General features: G+C 63.6%; 18 protein-coding genes. 11 read left to right on the top strand and 7 right to left on the bottom strand.

Annotation, left to right across the window (positions count from 1 at the left end; translation table 11 throughout):
* Positions 1-216: 216 nt before the first annotated feature.
* Positions 217-1,137 (top strand): DUF3047 domain-containing protein, encoded by a 921-nt coding sequence (locus WD006_RS21495; RefSeq protein WP_011517644.1) that lies wholly within the window; start codon positions 217-219, stop codon positions 1,135-1,137.
* A 6-nt stretch (positions 1,138-1,143) separates the two neighbouring features.
* On the opposite strand, the gene WD006_RS21490 is transcribed toward WD006_RS21495, so the two are convergent.
* Entirely contained in the window at positions 1,144-2,169 is a 1,026-nt protein-coding gene (locus WD006_RS21490; RefSeq protein ID WP_011517643.1) for a DUF2891 domain-containing protein, read from the bottom strand.
* Positions 2,170-2,209: 40 nt separating this feature from the next.
* On the bottom strand, positions 2,210-3,403 hold the full coding sequence (locus WD006_RS21485) for a M20 aminoacylase family protein (RefSeq protein ID WP_011517642.1): 1,194 nt from the start codon (positions 3,401-3,403) through the stop codon (positions 2,210-2,212).
* Positions 3,404-3,812: 409 nt separating this feature from the next.
* Between WD006_RS21485 and WD006_RS21480 the strand changes: the two genes are divergently transcribed.
* The 5 genes from WD006_RS21480 to WD006_RS21460 all read left to right on the top strand — a co-directional run bounded on the left by WD006_RS21480 (position 3,813) and on the right by WD006_RS21460 (position 9,561).
* Positions 3,813-5,420: an ABC transporter substrate-binding protein gene (locus WD006_RS21480; protein ID WP_011517641.1), complete on the top strand. Its 1,608-nt coding sequence runs from the start codon at positions 3,813-3,815 to the stop codon at positions 5,418-5,420.
* A gap of 154 nt (positions 5,421-5,574) precedes the next feature.
* The gene (locus WD006_RS21475) at positions 5,575-6,552 is read left to right on the top strand and encodes an ABC transporter permease (RefSeq protein WP_017513675.1); all 978 of its coding nucleotides are present in this window, start codon (positions 5,575-5,577) and stop codon (positions 6,550-6,552) included.
* A 3-nt stretch (positions 6,553-6,555) separates the two neighbouring features.
* A complete protein-coding gene (locus WD006_RS21470; RefSeq protein ID WP_011517639.1) occupies positions 6,556-7,485 on the top strand; it encodes an ABC transporter permease in 930 nt (309 codons plus the stop codon).
* 16 nt (positions 7,486-7,501) lie between these two features.
* Positions 7,502-8,500 carry an ABC transporter ATP-binding protein gene (locus WD006_RS21465; protein ID WP_011517638.1) on the top strand — a complete coding sequence of 333 codons (999 nt, stop codon included), beginning with the start codon at positions 7,502-7,504 and terminating at the stop codon, positions 8,498-8,500.
* Positions 8,497-9,561 (top strand): ABC transporter ATP-binding protein, encoded by a 1,065-nt coding sequence (locus WD006_RS21460; protein WP_011517637.1) that lies wholly within the window; start codon positions 8,497-8,499, stop codon positions 9,559-9,561. The genes WD006_RS21465 and WD006_RS21460 overlap by 4 nt, the downstream gene beginning before the upstream one ends.
* 58 nt (positions 9,562-9,619) lie before the next feature.
* On the opposite strand, the gene WD006_RS21455 is transcribed toward WD006_RS21460, so the two are convergent.
* Entirely contained in the window at positions 9,620-10,816 is a 1,197-nt protein-coding gene (locus tag WD006_RS21455; protein ID WP_011517636.1) for an ABC transporter substrate-binding protein, read from the bottom strand.
* 320 nt (positions 10,817-11,136) lie between these two features.
* Here WD006_RS21455 and WD006_RS21450 point away from each other — a divergent pair, with 320 nt between their 5' ends.
* From WD006_RS21450 to WD006_RS21435, 4 genes are all read left to right on the top strand, one after another.
* Entirely contained in the window at positions 11,137-13,242 is a 2,106-nt protein-coding gene (locus tag WD006_RS21450) for a molybdopterin-containing oxidoreductase family protein (protein WP_011517633.1), read from the top strand.
* Positions 13,239-14,396: an aminopeptidase gene (locus tag WD006_RS21445; protein ID WP_029307151.1), complete on the top strand. Its 1,158-nt coding sequence runs from the start codon at positions 13,239-13,241 to the stop codon at positions 14,394-14,396. The genes WD006_RS21450 and WD006_RS21445 overlap by 4 nt, the downstream gene beginning before the upstream one ends.
* A 65-nt stretch (positions 14,397-14,461) precedes the next feature.
* Complete coding sequence (locus tag WD006_RS21440) at positions 14,462-15,127, top strand: TetR/AcrR family transcriptional regulator (RefSeq protein ID WP_186401023.1); 666 nt, start codon at positions 14,462-14,464, stop codon at positions 15,125-15,127.
* A gap of 181 nt (positions 15,128-15,308) precedes the next feature.
* Complete coding sequence (locus tag WD006_RS21435) at positions 15,309-16,991, top strand: long-chain fatty acid--CoA ligase (RefSeq protein WP_029307152.1); 1,683 nt, start codon at positions 15,309-15,311, stop codon at positions 16,989-16,991.
* 16 nt (positions 16,992-17,007) lie between these two features.
* On the opposite strand, the gene WD006_RS21430 is transcribed toward WD006_RS21435, so the two are convergent.
* The 4 genes from WD006_RS21430 to WD006_RS21415 form a co-directional block, all read right to left on the bottom strand.
* On the bottom strand, positions 17,008-17,469 hold the full coding sequence (locus tag WD006_RS21430) for a hypothetical protein (protein WP_011517629.1): 462 nt from the start codon (positions 17,467-17,469) through the stop codon (positions 17,008-17,010).
* On the bottom strand, positions 17,466-17,972 hold the full coding sequence (locus WD006_RS21425; protein WP_011517628.1) for a MarR family winged helix-turn-helix transcriptional regulator: 507 nt from the start codon (positions 17,970-17,972) through the stop codon (positions 17,466-17,468). Before WD006_RS21425 ends, WD006_RS21430 begins: the two co-directional genes overlap by 4 nt.
* Before the next feature lie 67 nt (positions 17,973-18,039).
* A complete protein-coding gene (locus WD006_RS21420) occupies positions 18,040-19,041 on the bottom strand; it encodes a tripartite tricarboxylate transporter substrate binding protein (protein WP_011517627.1) in 1,002 nt (333 codons plus the stop codon).
* 171 nt (positions 19,042-19,212) lie between these two features.
* Positions 19,213-20,400: a porin gene (locus WD006_RS21415; RefSeq protein ID WP_029307153.1), complete on the bottom strand. Its 1,188-nt coding sequence runs from the start codon at positions 20,398-20,400 to the stop codon at positions 19,213-19,215.
* A 350-nt stretch (positions 20,401-20,750) separates the two neighbouring features.
* Here WD006_RS21415 and coq7 point away from each other — a divergent pair, with 350 nt between their 5' ends.
* A complete protein-coding gene (gene coq7 / locus WD006_RS21410) occupies positions 20,751-21,374 on the top strand; it encodes a 2-polyprenyl-3-methyl-6-methoxy-1,4-benzoquinone monooxygenase (protein ID WP_008650278.1) in 624 nt (207 codons plus the stop codon).
* The last annotated feature ends 170 nt before the right edge of the window (positions 21,375-21,544 follow it).

Genomic DNA, 21,544 nt, shown 5'->3' with positions numbered 1-21,544 from the left:
GGCCGGCGCGGTTTTGTTACGCGCATGTCTTTACCCGTCGTATTCAGGGTACCGGAGGATTCCTCCGGCAAAACGCATCTGATATGTTTCTCCCCATGCGTTAGCAATCTGCTGACGCGAAGTAGTCCGCAACAGTAAAGCCGCGATCGACAGTGCCCATGTTTCACAAATTGGGCTCCTGAAGCGCCGGCAAGCAATACGGGTACAGGGGGTTACATGGCCAAGAAGTTTGGGCCAGCGCTCACGATGATCGTGGGTGCATTGATGCTGACAGGCTGCGCATCAACATCAAGACAGACAATCGATCCATCGAAACTGGCTGCCGTCTCTGACGGCAATTGCAAGGCGTTCGCCGCAAAAAGCCGTCCGATGGATGCAAATTCAGGCGTAGTTCCGGATTCGCTCGAATTGGCAAATCTTGCCAGCGAGAGTGCTGCAGATGCCGAAGGCGGGGCTGACGTCGATTCCGAGCCTACGCCGCCGCCGGCGCTCTCCCAACTTCCACCGTTCTCGGCCTCCAATATGGCCAGCCCGATGCCCGTCGGGTGGCGTCCCTGGAAGATCAACCGCAACAAGACACCAACACGCTATGCGCTGACGGAAGTCGATCACCGTCTGGTGCTTCATGCAGAGGCTGACAGTTCCGCATCGGGGCTCTACGTGCCGCTGGTCGAGCGTGAGGCCGGCGCCTTGCGCTGGATGTGGAAAACGCGCGACGTCATCCGCACCGCCGATAATGGCGTCAGCCATCGGGAAGATTCGCCGCTGCGCATCTTCGTCGCCTTCGATGGCGATCGCTCCACGCTGCCGCTTCGTGATCAGTTGATGTACGAAATGGCTCGTATCACCACCGGTCGGGAAATGCCGTACGCCACGCTGATGTATATCTGGGGCGGGCGGCTGCCGCCAGGTGCGGTCGTGAATAATCCCCACACCGATCGCGTACGCATGATCATCGTCGACTCAGGTACGCGCCATACCGGCGAGTGGCGCTGCCATGAACGGGATCTGCGCGCAGATTATCGCAAGGCCTTCGGCGCCGATCCGGGGAAGGTGATCGCCGTCGGTCTCATGACCGACACCGACAATACCAAGACCAGCGCGGAGTCTTGGTATGGCGATATCACCATCGAATAACCAAAGTCAGCCGACAGCCGAATCCGTAAGGGCCAGAAGGGCGAACGTAGCCAGCCAATGGGTGGCTACGTAATGCCCTTCGACGGCTTGGGGCAGCGATGCCTCGAGATGATCCGACCATGCGCGAATCGCAAGGGGCTGGAGCACCGGCGGCAGGCCGGGGCCCAGCACCCGCCAACACCAGGCACGGGACAGATTCAGGCCATCGAGGTGGGACATCTTCGGATCGGTCCGATCCGCGACGGTCACTGGCGTGAGCCACATCGCGAGTTCGGCCTCTCCAGGCGAGAACATCTCCCACCAGTCTCCGAACGAGCAGTCGTCCAGAACGTGGCGCATCAGCACGGCCTCGACCAACCCCCCCGATAGAAACTCGTCGCCACCGGGTTCATAGCGTGCCGGATAACGCTGGTCATGTCCAAACCAGCGATGCGCCTGTCGCACGATCGCCTTGCGTAATGCAAGATGTTGATCGGACTTGGCATAGAACAGCGCCATGATGAGTGCAAATGCGCTATTGAGATGCGTGCCGGTGCGAACGGGAAAGTCGGCGATGTCGATGTAGTCGATGAGCCGCTGCGCGAGATGATCGGCCAGTGGCGCGCAGGCGGTGGCCCAACGGGCTGCCTGAGCATCGCGCGCACCAAGCGTGCGCAATTCGGCCTGCAGTCTCAGGAACCAGCCCCAACCGTAAGGCCGTTCAAACGTTCGCGATGCCGGCCGTTCGAAATACGCCAGCTCAGCCGCAATTGCTTCAGGGAGCAACTGCCTGTCCAGGGCCGCACGGATCCGATCGGCGACTGGCAGCGCAGGCCGCAGCGACAGCACGCGCACGAGCAGCCAGTGCATGTGCACCGATGAGTGCCAATCGTAGCTCCCGTAAAACACAGGGTGCATGACGACTGGCGCCGACAGATCGTCGGCGCCCACCATCAGATGGTCGACCTTATAGGGATATTGACGCGCGATGTTCTCAAGCGCCACGTGGGCAAACTGCTCCGCCGTGGCGTCATCCAGGTGCGTGTGCGTCATCGTGCGTCCGTTGTGTCTATACGGAAGGAAAAGCCGGGAATCAGGCCGGCGCCAGCCACTTCTCCACCAGCTTCACGAAGAACGACGAGCCGATTGGCAGCAGTTCATCGTTGAAGTCATAGCTCGGGTTGTGCAACATGCACGGGCCCATGCCGTGGCCAGCTTCGCGGTGCGATCCTTCGCCATTGCCGATAAACAGGTAGCAGCCGGGCTTTGCCTGCAGCATGAACGAGAAATCCTCGGCGCCCATGGTCGGCTCGACGCTGCCATCGACATTCGATGCGCCCACCAGCTCGGTGGCCACCCCCACGGCGAACTCGGCTTCGGCTGCACTGTTGATGGTCGGCGGATAGTTGCGGCTGAATTCGAACTCTATCGTGCAATCGAACGCCTGTGCCACGGCCCGCGCGACTTCCTCCATGCGGCGCTCGATCAGGTCAAGCACCGGGATCGTGAACGTTCTCACGGTGCCGCCGATCCATGCCGAGTCCGGCACGATATTGGTGGCGTCGCCTGCGTGGAACTGCGTGACGGAGATCACCGCAGCGTCGATCGGGCGCTTGTTGCGCGTGATGATGCCCTGCAGCGCGGACACGATCTGCGCGCCCGTGAACACCGGGTCGCAGCCGTTGTTCGGCATGGCCGCGTGCGCGCCCTTACCACGCACCGTGATCTTGAATTCGTTGCTCGATGCCATCAGCGGGCCCGCTGTGGTGCCGAACGTGCCTACTGGCATGCCGGGCCAGTTGTGCATGCCGAATACGGCATCACACGGGAAGCGGTCGAACAGTCCGTCCTTGATCATCTCGCGCGCGCCGCCGCCGCCTTCCTCGGCGGGCTGGAAAATCACGTGAACCGTGCCGTCGAAGTTGCGATGTTCAGCCAGGTGGCGGGCCGCGCCCAGCAGCATCGCGGTATGGCCGTCGTGGCCGCACGCGTGCATCTTGCCTTCGTGTTGGGAGCGATGGCCGAACGTGTTGGCCTCCTGCAGCGGCAGCGCATCCATGTCCGCGCGCAGGCCGATGGTGCGGCCGCTATTGCCGTTGCGAATCACGCCGACCAGGCCCGTCGTGCCCAGTCCGCGATGGACTTCGATCCCCCAGGACTCGAGGCTCTTTGCCACCAGATCGGACGTGCGCTGCTCCTGGAAGCAGAGTTCGGGATGGGCGTGGATGTCGCGTCGGAGGGTTCGGATTTCGGCTTGCGCCTGCAGGATTTCGGGGATGAGCTTCATGATGCCAGTCCAGGCGGATGGGGCGATTGGATACCCCCGATCATACGATGCCTGTACACAAAGCGCCAAAACGCGGCGGCGCCGCGGCTTGTCATGGGTCGCCTGATTCCAGCGTGATCCCTGTCTGATCTCACATGGTGCCGGCCACCAGCCATTGCCGACGCATCTGTTATGCCCCGATCGTGGCGCGGCGCAGCATTGCGGGGCAGCGCGTCCAACCGGGTGGGTTTCCCCGCATGGCGGACCCATTGCAGTGCTGGAACAGTTCATGCTTGAAGTGCCTGGCCGGCCGCGTGGCATCTTGCCTTGCAGAATCGTCGCACCAAAATGCGGCCTTCCTCACGGGCAATCGACCGACGTGGCTGATCCTAACCGTCATTTCAAGACTTCCCCCTGGGAGAATCGCGCGATGTCCCTTCGTCACATCAGGAAGGCCATCGGCAAGACGATCAACACCGTCCTGCTGACCAGCGCCCTCGGCCTCGGTTTGGCCGCGCCAGTTCACGCCGTGGATCTGAAGATCGCCATGAGTTCGCCACCGACCTCGATGGATCCACATTTCTACAACCTTTTCTCGAACATCAACGTGTCGGAGCACGTGTTCGAGACCCTGATCAAGCTTGATCCGGACAGCCGCGTCATTCCTGGACTTGCCGAGTCGTGGAAGCTCGTCAACAACCTGACCTGGGAATTCAAGATCCGCAAGGGCGTCAAGTGGCATGACGGCACGGAGCTGACCACCGAGGACATCGCCTGGTCACTGGACCGGCCTGCCACGATCCTCAACAGCCCGGGCAAGTTCGATGTGTACACCAAGGCGATCATCAACAAGAAGATCATCGACAAGTACACGATCCAGCTGACCACCAACCAGCCGTATCCGTTGATGCTCAACGACCTGACGGCGGTGTTCATGGTGCAGAAGAAGGCCACGCAGGGCCTGTCTTCCGACGACTTCGCGCAGGGCAAGGGCATGATCGGCACCGGGCCGTTCAAGTTCGTCAGCTACGCGCGCGACGATCGCGTCGAGCTGGTCAGGAACCCCGACTACTGGGGGCCGAAGCCGGCCTGGGATAAGGTGACGCTGCGCTTCATCCCGAACCCGGCCACGCGTCTGGCGGCGCTGCTGTCGGGCGATGTGCAGGCGATCGAGAACGTGCCGACGCCGGACCTGCCCAAAGTCCGCAACGATCCCAAGCTTTCGTTCTTCTCGAAGATCTCGCATCGCGTGATCTATCTGTACTTCGACGCCAAACGGGACAAGTCACCGTTCGTGACCACGAAGGACGGCCAGGCGATGGACAAGAATCCGCTCAAGGACCCGCGCGTGCGTCTTGCCATCAGCACGGCCATCAATCGCCAGGGCATCAAGGATCGTCTGATGGAGGGGCTGGCGGAGCCAACCAATAACCTCGTGCCGCCGACGATGTTCGGCTACAACCCGGCGCTGAAGACGATCAAGTACGACCCCGAGGCGGCGAAGAAGATGCTAGCCGAGGCGGGCTACCCCAATGGCTTCGGGTTGACGTTGCATACGCCGAACAACCGGTATGTCAACGACGAGAAGATCGCGCAGACCATCGCGCAGAACCTGACGCGCATTGGCATCAACACCAAGGTGGAAGGGATGCCGATGGCCACCTACTCGGCGAAGGGGATCAAGCACGAATGGTCGTTCGGCCTGCTGGGCTGGGGCGCCCAGACCGGTGAGGTCAGCTCGCCGCTGCGCGCGCTGCTAGCCTGCGAGGACTCCAAGAAGGGCTTCGGTACCACCAACTGGGGCGAGTACTGCAATCCGAAGATGGATGTGGTGCTGGAGAAGGCACTGGCCACCGTGGATGACAATGAGCGCTCGAAGCTTCTGCAGGAAGCCACGGCTATCGCCATCCTTGATGGTGGCATCATTCCGATCCATCACCAGGTGACCACGTGGGCCACGCAGAAGGGCATCGTGTACATCCCCCGTACCGACGAACGGACATACGCGCACAACTTCAAGCCGGCCGGCGCGCAATGATTCTGCCTGCACGCGGGCCTTTGATGGCTCCGGTATGATCGCGGCCCCGACTGCGTCCATGCAGCCGGGGCAATCCGCCCACGCCTTCCCCCGTGGGCCGCGAACACGCTGACGCGCCGCATGCGGTCGCCAGCGAAAGGATAGTGGTAAGAACATGCTGGTCTTCATCATCCGGCGGCTGATGCAGAGCGTGGTTGTGCTCCTCGTCATGTCGCTGCTCGTGTTTCTTGGCGTCTTCGCGATCGGGAATCCGGTCGATATCCTGATCAGTCCGCAGGCGGACCAGGAAGACATCAAACGTACGATCGCCGCGCTCGGTCTCGACAAGCCGCTTTGGGAGCAATACTGGATCTTCCTGCAGAACGCGCTGCACGGTAACCTCGGCACCTCGTTCGCGCACGGCACGCCTGCGCTCAAGCTGATCTTCGAGCGGATGCCCGCCACGCTGGAGCTGGCCGTGTGCGCGATCCTGCTGGCGATCGTGCTCGGCATTCCGCTGGGCTTGTGGGCCGGGCTCCGGCCGAATGGCATCGCCGGCAAGTCGATCATGACCGTGTCGATCCTCGGCTTTTCCCTGCCCACGTTCTGGGTGGGCCTGATGCTGATCATGGTCTTCGCGGTACAGCTTGGTTGGCTGCCATCCAACGGCCGGGGAGAAACGGTGCGCGTGCTGGGTGTGCCGCTGAGCTTTCTGACCGTGGACGGTATCCGCCACCTGATCCTGCCGGCCGTCACGCTGTCGCTGCTGAATATCGCGATGGTGATCCGCCTGACACGCGCCGGCACGCAGGAGGCGATGCTGCAGGACTACGTGAAGTTCGCGCGCGCCAAGGGCCTGTCGAACACCCGCATCGTCGGGGTGCACGTGCTGAAGAACATCATGATTCCGATCGTGACCGTGATCGCGCTGCAGTTCGGGTCGATCATCGCCTTCGCGATCGTCACGGAGTCCATTTTTGCCTGGCCCGGCATGGGCAAGCTCATCATCGACTCGATCCAGTTGCTGGACCGCCCGGTGATCGTTGCCTACCTGATGGTGATCGTGACGTTGTTCATCCTGATCAACCTGCTGGTCGACATCATCTACAGCATGCTCGATCCGCGCGTGCGGATTGCCGACAACAAGGGCTGAGCCATGAGTACTTCGACCGTACCGCAAAACGCGGCCAAGGCGGCCGGTACCGCCAAAGAGCAGACGCCGTTCCGCCGCTTCGCCAGGCAGTTCATGGAAAGCAAGCTCGCGATGATGGGGCTGGTCATCCTTGGGCTGATCATCCTGATCGCGATATTCGCGCCGTGGCTCGCGCCACAGAATCCCTATGACCTCGCGACCCTGGACGTGCTCGACGCCCGCCTGGCCCCCGGCGAGCAGGCGGGCAGTGGCATGACGTTCCTGCTGGGCTCCGACGAACAGGGCCGCGACATGCTTTCCGCGGTGATGTACGGCCTGCGCATCAGCGTGGGCGTCGGGGTGGTCAGCACCGTGATCGCGTTGCTGCTGGGCGCCACGCTCGGCCTGCTGGCGGGCTTCATCGGCGGCCGCACCGAGGCTTTCATCATGCGCGTGGCCGACCTGCAGCTTTCGTTTCCGCCGATCCTGCTGGCGCTGATCCTGCTGGCGTTCCTGCGTCCCGGCATCGGCAACATCGTCATCGCGCTGGTGGCCGTGCAGTGGGCCTACTACGCGCGCACCACGCGTAGCGCGGCGCTGGTCGAGCGGCGCAAGGAATATATCGAGGCGGCCACCTGCCTGGGCCTGCCGCCGGGGCGCATCATGTTCCGCCACCTGCTGCCGAACTGCCTGCCGCCGCTGATCGTCATCGCCGCGCTGCAAGTGGCGTCGGCCATCACGCTGGAAGCCACGCTGTCGTTCCTGGGGCTCGGTGTGCCGGTTACCGAGCCGTCGCTTGGGATGCTGATTGCCAATGGCCAGCAGTACATGCTGTCCGGCAAGTACTGGATCAGCTTCTTCCCGGGCATCGCCCTCGTGATCACGATCGTGGCGATGAACCTCGTGGCCGACCAGTTGCGCGATGTGCTCAATCCGCGCCTGCAAACGCAATAACGGACCAGGAGCCGACATGACGCAACCAACCCTGGTCGTCGAACATCTGAAAACGCAGTTCTTTACCCGAGCCGGCGTGGCGCGCGCCGTGGACGACGTGTCGTTCACGGTTGGCCGTGGCGAGATCATGGGCCTGGTCGGTGAATCGGGCTCGGGCAAGTCGATGACCGGCTATTCGATCATGGGGCTGATCGATCCGCCGGGCAAAGTGGTGGAAGGCCGCATCGCGCTGACCAGCCGGGACGGCGTGACTCGCGACCTGCGCGCGCTGACGCCCGCGCAGCAACGCGACGTGCGCGGCAACCGGATCGCGATGATCTTTCAGGACCCGATGATGACGCTGAACCCGGTCCTGCGCATCGACACCCAGATGATCGAAGCCGTGCGCGCGCACGACGATGTCAGCAAGGCCGCCGCGCGTGAGCGCGCGCGCAATGCGCTGGCACGCGTCGGCATCCCGTCGCCAGACGAGCGGCTGCAGGCCTATCCGCATCAGTTTTCCGGCGGCATGCGCCAGCGCGTGGCGATTGCGATCGCCCTGCTCAACAAGCCCGACCTGATCATCGCCGATGAGCCGACGACCGCGCTCGACGTCACGATCCAGGGGCAGATCCTGTATGAAATGCAGACGCTGTGCCGCGAATCCGGCACCGCGCTAATCTGGATCACTCATGACCTTTCCGTTGTGGCGGGGCTGGCCGACAAGGTCTGCGTGATGTACGCGGGCAAGATCGTTGAATCGGGCGACGTGCGGCAGGTGCTAGAAGCTCCCCGGCATCCTTATACCCATGGGCTGATCGACTCGGCGCCGTCGCGCAATCCGCGTGGTGTGCCGCTGCGGCAGATTCCGGGCATGACGCCATCGCTGCTGAATCTTCCGAGCGGCTGCGCGTTTCGCGAGCGCTGCCCCTATGCCACGGAGATCTGTGCCACCGAGCCGCCGCTTGAACTGTCGCCAGATGGGAGGCAGTTGCGCTGCTTCCATCCGGTACACGCCCAGCAGGAGGCCGCATGAGCGCGAATGTGATGGATACCCCGGGCGCATTGGCCTCCGGCGTGGCGGCGGAGACGGCCATGCCGCCGGCACCGCTGCTGGAACTGCGAGGCGTCTCCAAGCGCTTCGTCAAGTCGCTCGACATCGCGGCGAAAGTCGCCAATGTATTCGGCGCGAAGCAGCGCGTGGAGATCGTTCATGCGGTGGATCGTGTCGACCTCTCTATCCGCGCTGGCGAGGTTGTTGGTCTCGTGGGGGAATCGGGCTGCGGCAAGTCCACGCTGGGCCGCATGGCCGTGGGCCTGCACACGCTGACTGAAGGGGAGCGATTCTGGCGCGGTACGGATCTCGACCGGCTGCCGCCAGACCGGAAACGCGAGAAGCAGCTTGCGATCCAGATGATCTTCCAGGACCCGTACGCGTCGCTGAATCCTCGGATGCGCGTGCTCGACATCGTCGGCGAGGCGCCTGTCGTTCACGGCATGGTGGAGAAGGGCGCGCAGAAGGCGTATGTGGAAGACATGCTCGTGCGCGTGGGGATGGATCCGACCGTGCTGCGCCGCTTCCCGCATCAGTTCTCGGGCGGTCAGCGCGCGCGGATCGGCATTGCGCGCGCGTTGGCGGTCAAGCCGGAATTCCTGGTCTGCGATGAATCGGTGGCGGCGCTCGACGTATCGATCCAGGCCCAGGTGCTGAACCTGTTCATGCGCCTGCGCGAAGAACTGAACCTCACGTACCTGTTTATCAGCCATGATCTGGGCGTGGTCAAGCACATTAGCGACCGCGTGGTGATCATGTATCTGGGACGTGTGGTGGAGTCCGCGCCGACCGAGGAGGTGTTCGCCGCGCCGAATCATCCCTATACGCAGGCGTTGCTGGCCGAGGCGCCGAAGCTTGAGGTCGGCAAGAAGACTTACGTGGCGATCCGGGGCGAGATTCCGTCGCCGCTGAATCCGCCCACCGGCTGCCACTTTCATCCGCGCTGCCCGCATGCGATGCCACGTTGCAAGACCGAGCAGCCGGTACTGAAGGAGATCGCGCCGCTGAGGTTTTCAGCTTGCCATCTGAACGATCAGACCTGACTGGGTGAGTGTTTTCTCCCCTCTCACGCAGTGCGGGAGAGGGGAGCAAGAAACGCCGTCAGCGAATCACCACGCCCCGCGAGTTGATGATCGTCATCTCGACGAACTTCGAGCCCACATGGCTCTCGGGTGAGAACTGGACGATATAGCCGCCGAGGTCGACGTTACGCATGGTTTCCAGCGCCGTCACCAGGCGCTCGCGCGTCAGGTCCTTGCCCGCGCGCCGCAGGCCCTCGACGAACGACTTGGCGGCGATGAAGCCCTCGATGCTGGCGTAGTCGAAATCGTTCTGCTTGCCAGCCGCCTGCAGCAGCCGCAGGTACTCGCGCACCACCGGCAGCGTGGCATTGCCGGGGTGCGGCATTACCTGCGAGATGATCACGCCGCTGCCCTGCGGCCCCACTTCCTTGGCCAGCGCCTGGGTGCCGACGAACGACACGTTGTAGAACTGCCCACTGTAGCCGCGTCGCAGCGCTTCCTTCACGAAGGCGCCGACCGTGCGGTAGGCGCTGATCAGCACCACCGCGTCCGGCTTGGCCTTCATCGCCGTCTGCATGGCATCGCCGATTTCCACCGTGTTCCGGATCACGCTTTCCTGGGCCACCAGTTGCACGCCGCTGTCGGCCGGCAGGGCCTTGATGGCGTGCTCGACGCCGGAGAGGCCGGCACGGCCGTAAGCGTCGTCATTAAACACCACGACGATGCGCTTGAGGCCGGTGGTACGGATCTGGCGCACGATCGCGGCGGTTTCTTCCTCATAGCCTGCGCGCACATGGAATACGTAGCGGCTCTGCGGGTCGCGCAGCGACTGCGCCCCCGTGAACGGCGCGAAGAACGGGATGCGTGCCTGGTTGACCAGCGGCATCACGGCCTGGCTGGTCGGCGTGCCCACGTAGCCGAACAGGGCGAAGACCCGGTCTTCCTCGATCAGCTTCTTCGTATTCTTGACGGCCTCTTCCGGCTCGTACATGTCGTCGAGCGCCTTGAGCTCGATCTTGCGGCCGAACACGCCGCCCTGCTTGTTGATGTAGTCGAAGTAGAGGCGGGCGCCGGCGTTCATCTGCTTGCCGAGCACGGCCGTGGGGCCGGATAGCGCGGCCGACTGGCCCAGCAGGATGCTGTCGGCTGTGACCCCCGTTTCGCCAGCCGTGGTGTTGGCGGCAAAGGCGGCGCCAGTCACGCCGCAGCTACCGATGGCGCATGCCATCAGCAGGCCGGCAAATGTCCGGCGATTGACCCTAGATTGCAAAACCATGTGAATCCCCGTCAAAAAATCCGTCAACCATTCTTGTTACTGCTGTGTTGCTTCTCGGATCCGCGTCCCCTCGCGATCTGGCGTCGCTGCGGGTTCTTTCCGACCCAGGGGGCGGAACGCGCCGGCACATCATAATCGAATACAATCGGAGCCAAACAATTTCTCCCGGTTGGGAATGTTCGGACGAGGCCGTTGCGCCACAGTCACATGGCGAAACATGGAAGAGGCGAAGTTCGATTCGCCCTGACGCTGGCCCGTTCGCCGTACTTCATTGCCCACACCGGGCGCCCCACTGAAGTTATCTGCCTGCCGATACCGCCATGGCCACCCGCATCGTCCGCGCCGCCTGCCCCCACGATTGCCCCGATACCTGTGCACTGCTCGTCACCGTCGAAGACGGCCGGGCGATCAAGGTCGCCGGAGACCCCGAGCATCCGGGCACCCAGGGTGTGCTCTGCACCAAGGTTTCGCGCTATACCGAACGCACCTATCACCCGGACCGGCTGTTGACCCCGCTGCGGCGAGTGGGCAAGAAGGGCGAGGGCAGGTTCGAGCCAATTTCGTGGGACGAGGCGCTCGACGAAATTGCCGAGCGGCTGTCATCGATCGCCGCCCGGAATCCCGAGGCGATCGTTCCCTACAGCTACGCCGGCACGATGGGCCTGGTACAGGGCGAGAGCATGGCCGCGCGCTTCTTCCACAAGCTCGGCGCCTCGCTGCTCGATCGCACGATCTGCGCCAGTGCGGGCGCCACGGCCCTGCGCCATACCTACGGCGCTAGCGTCGGCATGGACATGGAGCAGGTGGTCGACGCGAAGCTGATCATTATCTGGGGCAGCAATCCGATTACGTCGAACCTGCATTTCTGGACGCGCGCCCAGGAAGCCAAGCGCCGTGGCGCGACGCTGGTGGCGATCGACCCGTACCGCTCGCTGACGGCGGAGAAATGCCATCGTCATATCGCGCCGATGCCGGGCACCGACGCCGCGCTGGCGCTGGCGATGATGCACGTGCTGATTCGCGACGACCTGATCGACCACGACTACGTCGCCCGCAATACCGTTGGCTTCGACGCGCTGCGCGAACGGGCGATGCAGTTTTCGCCGGAAACGGCGGCGCGGATCTGCGGGATTCCGGTCGATGACATCGAGTGGCTCGCCGGGCTGTACGGCAAACTCGCCGTGCGCGAGCGCCAGCCGGTGGCGATCCGCCTGAATTACGGGATGCAGCGCGTGCACGGTGGCGGCCAGGCAGTGCGTGCCGTGGCGTGCCTGCCTTCGCTGGTCGGTGCATGGCGCGAGGCCGCAGGCGGCCTGCTGTTGTCGACGTCGGGCTTCTTCCCGGTCGACAACGCGGCGCTGCAACGACCCGACCTGCTGCCTGGCTGGCCGAACTTGCCGCGCACGATCAACATGAGCACGATCGGCGACGCGCTGCTGGACGACGGCACCACCGGCAACGGCCCGAAGATCGAAGCCGTGGTGGTCTACAACAGCAACCCCGTGGCAGTGGCGCCGGAATCGGGGAAGGTGGCAGCCGGGTTTGGACGCGACGACCTGTTCACGGTTGTACTGGAACACTTCCGGACCGATACGGCCGATTACGCCGATATCGTGCTGCCGGCCACGACGCAGCTCGAGCACATTGATGTGCACAAGGCCTACGGCCACACTTACTTCCTGGCGAACAACCAGGCGGTGGAGCCGCTCGGGCAGGCGCTGCCGAACACCGAGATCTTCCGCCGGCTGGCCGCGCGCATGGGATTCACGGAGTCCTGCTTTGCCGACAGCGACGAGGCGATCGCATCGCAGGCCGTCCTGCGTGAAGACAAGCGCGCGGCGGGTATTAGCTGGGATTCCCTCAAGGCCCGGGGCTGGCAGAAACTGAATATCGCCAAAGCGCCGTTCGCCGAAGGCGGCTTCCCGTCGGCATCGGGCAAGTGCGAGTTCTATTCGGAGACAATGGCGCGAGAGGGGCTTGATCCCGTTCCCGCCTACGTGCCGCCTTACGAAGCGCCTTCCTCGGCCCCCGAACTGTTCGCGCGTTACCCGCTGGCGATGATCTCGCCGCCGGCACGTAACTTCCTCAACAGCACGTTCGTCAATGTCGACAGCCTGCGCGCCACCGAAGGCGAGCCGCATCTCGACATCCATCCGCTCGACGCCGCGGCGCGTGGCATTGCCAATGGTGTGCAGGTCCGCGCCTTCAACGATCGCGGCAGCATGCTGGCGCGCGCCCGCGTGACCGACCGCGCCCGGCAGGGCCTGGTCGTCGGCCTGTCGATCTGGTGGAAGAAGCTCGCGCCGGATGGCAAGAACGCCAACGAACTGACCAGCCAGCGATTGACGGACCTGGGGCGCGCGCCGGTGTTCTACGATTGCCTGGTCGAAGTGGAGCCGGTGCCCGCGGAGGCGCTGGCATCATGATCCGCTGGCCGGCCCGCCGGCGCCTGGCGAGTGCCCTGGCGGTGCTCGGCGCGGCGTTGCTGGTGGCCGGCTGCGACACACTCGGCTATTACTATCAGTCGATCGGCGGCCATCTTGGCGTGATGGCGCAGGCACAACCGATCGACGATGCCATTGCCACGGCCAATGGCGCCCACGATGCGCGCCTGGCCCAGCGTCTGACGCTGGCCCGCGAGATCCGTGACTACGCCTCGCGCGAGTTGAAGCTGCCTGACAACGGCAGCTATCGCCGCTACGCCAACCTGCATCGTCCCTATGTGGTGTGGAGCGTGTTCGCCACGCCCGAGCTGTCGATGGATCTGCGCAAGTGGTGCTTTCCGATCGTCGGTTGCATCACCTATCGGGGCTACTACGACCAGAAAGCTGCCGACCACTACGCGCTGGGGTTGCGCCGTGACGGGCTGGAGGCCTATGTGACCGGCATCCCCGCGTATTCCACGCTTGGCTACTTCGACGACCCGCTGCTCAACACCTTCGTCTACCTGCCCGAAGGCGAACTGGCGCGGCTGATCTTCCACGAACTGGCGCATCAGGTGGTTTACGTGCGCAACGACACGGCGTTCAACGAGTCGTTTGCCACGGCGGTGGAGACGGCCGGCGTCGAGCGCTGGCTCGCGCAGGAAGGATCGCCCGAGGTGCGCGCCAGCTATCAGATCTACGACAAGCGGCGGCGCCAGTTCCGCACCATGCTGTTGGGCGCGCGCGACCAACTGGTCGAGCTTTACCATTCGCCGCTCGACGACGACGCCAAGCGGCAAGGCAAAGCGCGTATCTTTGACGAACTGCGCCAGACGTATGCGAACCTCAAGAAGGACGAGTGGGGCGGCTACAGCGGCTACGACCGATGGTTCGAGCAGCCGCTGACCAATGCCCATCTGGCCGCTGTCGCCACGTATCAGCAATGGGTGCCGGCTTTTACCGCGTTGCTGGCGCAATGCGATGGTGACTGGGACCGCTTCTACGCAGCCGCGCGCAAGATCGGCGATCTCCCGCCGGCAGAGCGCGACGCGGCCTTGCGCAAGCTGGCGCCGCCCGCCACCGAGGTGAAGCCACTGACCGCCTTGCGTGCGACGGACGCCGGCAGTCAGACATCCGCTACCAGTCAGGGGCAGTAGCCACCGAGGTCAATCGCGGGAGTTTCCCAATGGTGGTGCGCGCGGGCCGTGCGAGAATGGCCGTCATGCCTCGCGCCCTCAAAAGAACCGGCCATACGCCTCGTGCCGCCGAAGCCACCACGCTGGCAGAAAGCGGCCCTGCACGCGCGCACGTTGCCGAACGACAGGAAGCGCGTCGTCGCCAGATTCTCGACGCGGCGGGCCAGCTCTTCTACACGAAGGGCTACCCAGGCATGACGATGAACGATCTGTGCCGGGCGCTCGGCGTGACCAAGCCCGCCGTCTATTACTACTTCGCTGACAAGTACGAGATCTTCGACATCCTGTGTCGCGAGTCGGCACAGACCTGTCTGACGGTGATCCGCGAGACCGCCGACCCGGCACTGCCGGTTCGCGAGCGGCTGAGCGCCTGCCTGCTGGAAATGGCGCGACGCTGCGTCCGCTGCCATGTGGCCGCCGCCCTGAGCTTTCGCGACAACCAGTACCTGAGGCCGGACACGGTGGAATGGCTCAACACCATGGCGCGTGATTTCTATCGCGACCTGTACGCGCTTCTGGAAGAAGGACGTGAGGCGGGCGTGTTCGAGTTCGGCGATGCGCGCGTGACCGCGCATTCCATGGGCGGCGTGATTGGATTCATGTACACGTGGCACGAGCCGGGACGCATGGACCCGGAGACGCTGGCGCAGGAGTTGGCCAGGAACATGATGAAACTGGTCCTGCCGAATTGATCGCAGTCAAAGCCAGCTGAGGCCGTCAGGGTATTCCCTTGGTCACCTTAATGGGTGACGCATAATCCATGATTTCACGGTCGTATTCGTGGAGGACTTCGTCTAACGTGTTGTCTCGATAGCATCGCGCGTTTAGCATTGCGAAAAAATCGAACGACCATTCAGAAATTCAGGAGACGGTATGGAAAAGCTGTGGCTGAAAAACTATCCGGCAGGCGTGCCAGCAGAGATCGACGCCAGCCAGTTCCGTTCACTGGCCCAGTTGCTCGAGGAATCGTTCCGTACCTATGCCGATCGCCGGGCATTCATCTGCATGGACCATGCGATAACCTACGGCGAACTCGATCAGCTTTCCCACGCCTTTGCCGCGTGGCTGCAGTCGCGGGGCCTGCGCCCCGGCGCGCGCGTTGCGATCATGATGCCGAACGTGCTGCAGTATCCGGTGGTGCTGGCGGCTGTGTTGCGTGCCGGCTACGTGGTGGTCAACGTCAATCCGCTCTACACGCCGCGTGAACTCGAGCACCAGCTCAAGGACAGCGGCGCCGAGGCGATCGTTATCCTCGAGAACTTTGCATCGACACTGCAGGCCGTGCTGTCAGCCACACCGGTCAAGCACGTCGTGGTGGCCAGCATGGGCGATCTGCTCGGTACGGTGAAGGGCGCAATCGTCAATTTCGTGGTCCGTAACGTCAAGAAGATGGTGCCGGCCTGGGAACTGCCCCACTGCGTGCGCTTCAAGGACGTGCTGGCCGAAGGCCGGAAGATGACGCTGAAGCCGGTCAATACCGGTCCGGATGACGTGGCGTTCCTGCAGTACACGGGCGGGACCACCGGCGTGTCGAAGGGCGCCACGCTGCTGCATCGGAACATCGTGGCCAACGTGCTGCAGTCCGAAGCGTGGATGCAGCCGGCGCTGGCCAAGGGTGCGCCTATCGACCAGGTGGTCACCATCACCGCGCTGCCGCTGTACCACATCTTCGCGCTGACCGTCTGCTGCCTGCTGGGTATGCGCAGCGGTGGCCTGAGCATCCTGATCCCGAATCCGCGCGATATCCCGGGCTTCATCAAGGAACTGCAGAAGTACAAGTTCCACATGTTCCCGGCCGTGAACACGCTCTACAACGCGCTGCTGAATCATCCAGACTTCGCCAAGATCGATTTCTCGGGCCTGCGCGTGGCCAATGGCGGCGGCATGGCCGTGCAGGAAGCCGTGGCCAAGAACTGGCTGGCGAAGACGGGCTGCCCGATCATCGAAGGTTACGGCCTGTCCGAAACCTCGCCGTCGGCCACCTGCAATCCGACCGATACCGATGCGTTCTCCGGCACGATTGGTCTGCCGTTGCCGTCGACCGACGTGTCGATCCGCGACGACGACGGCAACGAACTGCCTCTCGGCCAGCCGGGCGAAATCTGCCTGCGCGGGCCGCAGGTGATGGCCGGCTACTGGAATCGCCCCGACGAGACCGCCAAGGTCATGACCGCGGACGGCTTCTTCAAGACGGGCGACATCGGCGTGATGGACGAGCGCGGCTATACCAAGATCGTCGATCGCAAGAAGGACATGATCCTGGTGTCGGGCTTCAATGTGTATCCGAACGAAGTGGAAGGCGTGGTCGCGGAATGCCCGGGCGTGCTGGAGGTCGCCGCCGTGGGCGTGCCGGACCAGCATTCGGGCGAGGTGGTGAAGCTGTTCGTGGTCAAGAAGGACCCGGCGTTGTCCGAGGCCGACGTGATCGCGTTCTGCAAGGATCGCCTGACCGGCTACAAGCGCCCCAAGTACGTCGAGTTCCGTACCGAACTGCCGAAGACCAACGTCGGCAAGATCCTGCGCCGCGAACTGCGCGACAGCCGCAAGGCAGCCTGACGCAGGATCTGGCGCCTCAACACTCGTTTGACGGCGCCATCTGCGGTTGTGTCGACCCATCCGGATAGATCAGCCGCACACACGCGCCGGGCTCCAGTCCCGGCGCCGCCGGCGCGTTCACCTGCGCCACGGTGCCATCGGCCGCCCTTATCTTGTACTGGTAGAGGTCCATCTGCTGAGGTGGCGGCCGGTTGAACAGGCGCGTCAGATCCATCGAGAATCCCACGCCTACGCCGCCACCGCCACCACCGCCGCCAACACCGGCGGCTCCCACACCGACGCCATAGCCGCTGTCGTTCGGGTTCGCGACGTCGATTCGCGTCAGGAACGTCTTTTCGGTGACGCGTCCGAGCTTGACCGTCGCGTTCACCGGGGTGATCTGCGGGCCCGAAGGCGCCGAGGAGGCACACGCCGCCATGACGCATGCCGTGGACAAGATTCCTATGAGTTGCAGCGGACGAGACAGTAACTGGGTCATGACGTGGGCAGGCTGGTTTTGAGGCGTCCGAGCAGCCGGAACAGCGCGCGGCGATCGGTTTCGGCCAGGCCGGAGAACAATTGCTCGATCCACCCCTCGTGCGCGCGCGCCATGCTGGAGAAGGCTGCCCGGCCGGCGGGTGTCAGGCGGATCAGATAGGCGCGGCGATCGGTGGGCAGCGCCTCGCGCGTGACCAGGCCTTCCTGCTGCAACTGGTCGGTGATGCCGGTGACGTTGCCGCCGGTCACCATCATGCGGCGCGACAACTCGCCCATCTTGAGGCCTTCAGGATGCCGATCGAGCTGCGACATCAGATCGAAGCGGGGCAGAGTGACCGCGAAATCCTGACGCAGCCGCGAACGGATGTCGCCCTCGATCAGGTTCGTGCAGGTCAACAGGCGCAGCCAGAGTCGCAGCGCCTCATGCTCCGAGTCGCCGGCGCTGGTCTCCAGATCGACCGGCGCCGGCTCGTCGGTATTGCTGGCGGAGGAAGGATTGGGCATCGTGGTTAGGGCAGGCAAAAACTTGATATTTCAAGTATATGCCTTGCCCGGCCACGATCGGTTGTCGTCAGTCGACCTTTGCGCCGGAATCCTTGACCACCTTGGCCCATTTGATGTGTTCTGCGCGGATGAGCGCGGCGAACTGGTCGGGTGTGTTGCCGATCGGATCGGCGCCCTGGGCCATCATCCGTTCGCGCACGGCGGGGGTGCTCAGGCTCTTGGCGACTTCCTGCTGGATGCGATGGATGATCTCCGGCGACGTGCCAGCCGGTGCCAGCAGCCCGAACCACGAACTGGCCTCATAGTTCGGCAGGTTCGCCGCGGCCGCCACGGTGGGCACGCCGGGCAGCGCCGGCGACGGCTTGGCGCTGGTCACGGCCAGCGCCTTGAGCTTGCCGGCCTTGATCAGCGCCATGGAGGAAGGCAGGTTGTCGAACATCACCTGCATCGTCCCGCCCGTCATGTCGGTCAGCGCGGGGCCGCTGCCACGGTACGGGAAGTGGACCATGTAGGTCTTGGTCTGGGTCTTGAACAGTTCGCCGGCCAGGTGGATCGACGTGCCGTTGCCGCTCGACGCCATGTTCAGCTTGCCCGGATTGGCCCGTGCGTAGGCAATGAGATCGTTGACGGTATTGATCTTGTTCTGCTGCGCGAAGGCGGGATTCACCTCCAGCACATTGGGGACCGAAGCCACCTCGGTGATCGGCGCGAAGTCCTTGATCGGGTCGTACGGCAGCTTGCCGTACAGCGACTGGTTGATGCCGTGCGTCCCTACGGTGCCCATCAGCAGCGTGTAGCCATCTGGCGCCGACTTCGCGACGATATCCGAGCCGATATTGCCGCCAGCGCCGGGTTTGTTGTCGACCACCACGTTCCAGCCGGGCAGCTTCGACAATTCGGCAGAGACCGCGCGCGCCAAGATGTCAGTGGTGCCACCGGCCGGGAATGGCACGACCAGGCGGATTGGCTTGGTGGGATAAGCGTCGGCGGCGTGGGCCGATGCGGCCGCCAGCGGGCTCAGGGCAATCGAAAGCAGCAGCGCGACAGCGCGCCGGCGTGGGTGTGACATGGCAAAGTCTCCGTATAAGGGCCGGCCAAGGGCCGGTTGTCCCAGTATCGGAGCCATTCTAGTCTGGTGTTCGCCACCTGGCGGATGGGGTGAAGCCCTTATGCGTGTCTCGCTTGTGGCAAGAAAAAAGGCGCCCGTGGGCGCCTTGAAAGGAACGATGAATCGGTTCGATCAGAACTTGTGGCGAATACCCAGGGCCACGCCGACCTGGCTGTTGGCGCCTTGCTGCAGGAAGTAGCCGTTGGCGAAGCTGACCGCCGACGTGTCGAAGTTCAGGCCCGAGTTCTTCGCGTAGGCCATCGTCAGGTAGACGTCGGTGCGCTTCGAGAAGTTGTAGTCGGCCACGAAGCTGATCTGCCACGGGTTGGCGGGATTGTTCGACGGCAGGGCGGCTTGGCCAACCCCGGCAGGGGCGCGCAGCTGCGTCACGTCGTCGTAGAAGTAGGCAAGCGTCAGACCCAGCGGAGCGCTTACCTGATAGTTCAAGCCGATCCAGTAGTAGTTGTCGCGGATCAGTTCGTTGCCGCTGCTGTCCGTGGTACGGCCATAGCGGTAACCAGCCATCAGCTTGGCCGGGCCATACGTGTAGCTACCGGCTGCGCCGATCTTGCGCGACCGGCCAGGCGAGCCAATGTTGACCGCCGGACGCCATTCGTCATAGGCAACCGTCAGGCCAAGGGGGCCGCTCATGTACAGCACGCCAGCGCCACCGCCTGCGTTGTTGTTGAAGTTGCCCGGCACTTCGCCAGCGCCGCCGCCGGCCAGCGGGGTCGTGCCGATCGCGCCGACGCCCGTGCCGAAGCTCCAGTGCGCCTCGGCGGTGACCGGGCCGATCACGGCGGTGTACTTGGCCGTGTTGTCCGAGCGGAAGTTCGTACCCAGCTGGGCCACCACCGGTTCATACAGCGTCGCGTAGCCGGTCGGCGAGAAGTTCGCGAACATGTCGAACATCGTGGTGTACTGGCGACCGAAGGTCACACGACCCAGCGTATCGCTTTGCAGACCCAGGAATGCCTGACGACCGAAGAGGCGGCCGCCTTGTTGCGACTTGCCATCGTCAAGGCCAAAGCCGCTTTCCAGCACGAACAGTGCCTTCAGGCCGCCGCCCAGATCTTCGGTGCCACGCAGACCCCAACGCGAGCCGGACAGGCCGCCGCCGCCAGACAGACCAACACGGCTGCCGCCGCCCGGTGCCGATTGAGGAACGCCGCTGGCGTTGGGGGCGCCCAGGCCCGGTGCCAGGTGGTTCGTGTATTCAATCGGCAAGTCCACGACACCATAAAGGGTCACGCTCGATTGCGCATTTGCAGCTGTGGCAAACGCGCTCATCGCGGCAAGCGCGAGAAGCGACTTTTTCATGCTGGGTGATCTCCACTTAAGAATTATTAGATAAAGCTCGGAAGGGACCTCCATAAGTCAGCCCTCTATACCCTTCCGCACTTGACTTCCTTGGAAGCTGCCGATCACTCTAACAAAAGAGCACTTCTTTTGACCCTGTGGTAAACGTCTTGTCTGGTTTTCACAACTCAGGGTTTTTAAGTACCTGTAAGCGACAGATGCCAGCACAGACGCGGCGTTGCGGGCGATGTTGCGGGCCTCGCGAGGGTCGCGCGGGTACAATGGGGGAATTCCCGAAGGCGCGTTTGGTGCGACCTACCTCTTCAGTGGGGCGAAGGTTCGATATGCGCGCAGACCATCCCTAGACAGACATGGATACGTTGATCCGAGAATTCGATGTCGCGTTGCGCGCGATTGCCGGTGCGACCCGCGCGGAGCGCGCCAACCCTGCAGACAGGCTGGCTCCGGAAACGGAGCAGATGAACCCCGAGGAGCGTCGCCACGTATCCGGCCTCATGCGCATCAACCATGTTGGAGAGGTTTGCGCCCAGGCCCTCTACCAGGCGCAGAAGCTGACCGCGCGAACGCCGGCCGTGCGCGCGCAGATGGATGCTGCCGCTAAAGAGGAAGAGGATCATCTGGCCTGGTGCGCGGACCGCCTGCGTGAACTGGGCTCGCGTCCGAGCCTGCTGAATCCCGTCTGGTATGCCGGCGCGTTCGCGATCGGCGTTTTGGCGGGACGCGCCGGCGACAAGGTCAGCCTTGGCTTCGTGGCCGAGACCGAGCGTCAGGTCGAGCATCATCTGACCAGCCACCTCGACCGCTTGCCCACCACGGACAGCCGCTCGCGCGCAATCCTTGAACAGATGCGCGACGACGAGGTCCGCCACGGCGATGCCGCGAGGAACGCAGGGGGTATCCCACTGCCGGGACCAGTTCGCGCATTGATGCAAGTCGCATCGCGCGTCATGACCACCACCGCCTATCGCATCTGATCGATAAGGATCGGCGCGTCTCGAAGCGCTTCCTCGCGATCCATTTCGCGATGGATCGTGGACCTGCCTGTGGTGGTTGTGGAAAAGTCCCCTGAGCCCTTGCCTGACAGGGGCTGACAGCAAAACGTTGTATCCTTCCCGACGGCGTGAAACCGATGGCGTTTCGCGCT

This window comes from Cupriavidus sp. Met-2 (assembly GCF_049843575.1).
Lineage (GTDB): Bacteria > Pseudomonadota > Gammaproteobacteria > Burkholderiales > Burkholderiaceae > Cupriavidus > Cupriavidus metallidurans.
Note: the sequence above shows the minus strand (reverse complement) of the source record. Positions and strands in the feature narration are given on the sequence as shown.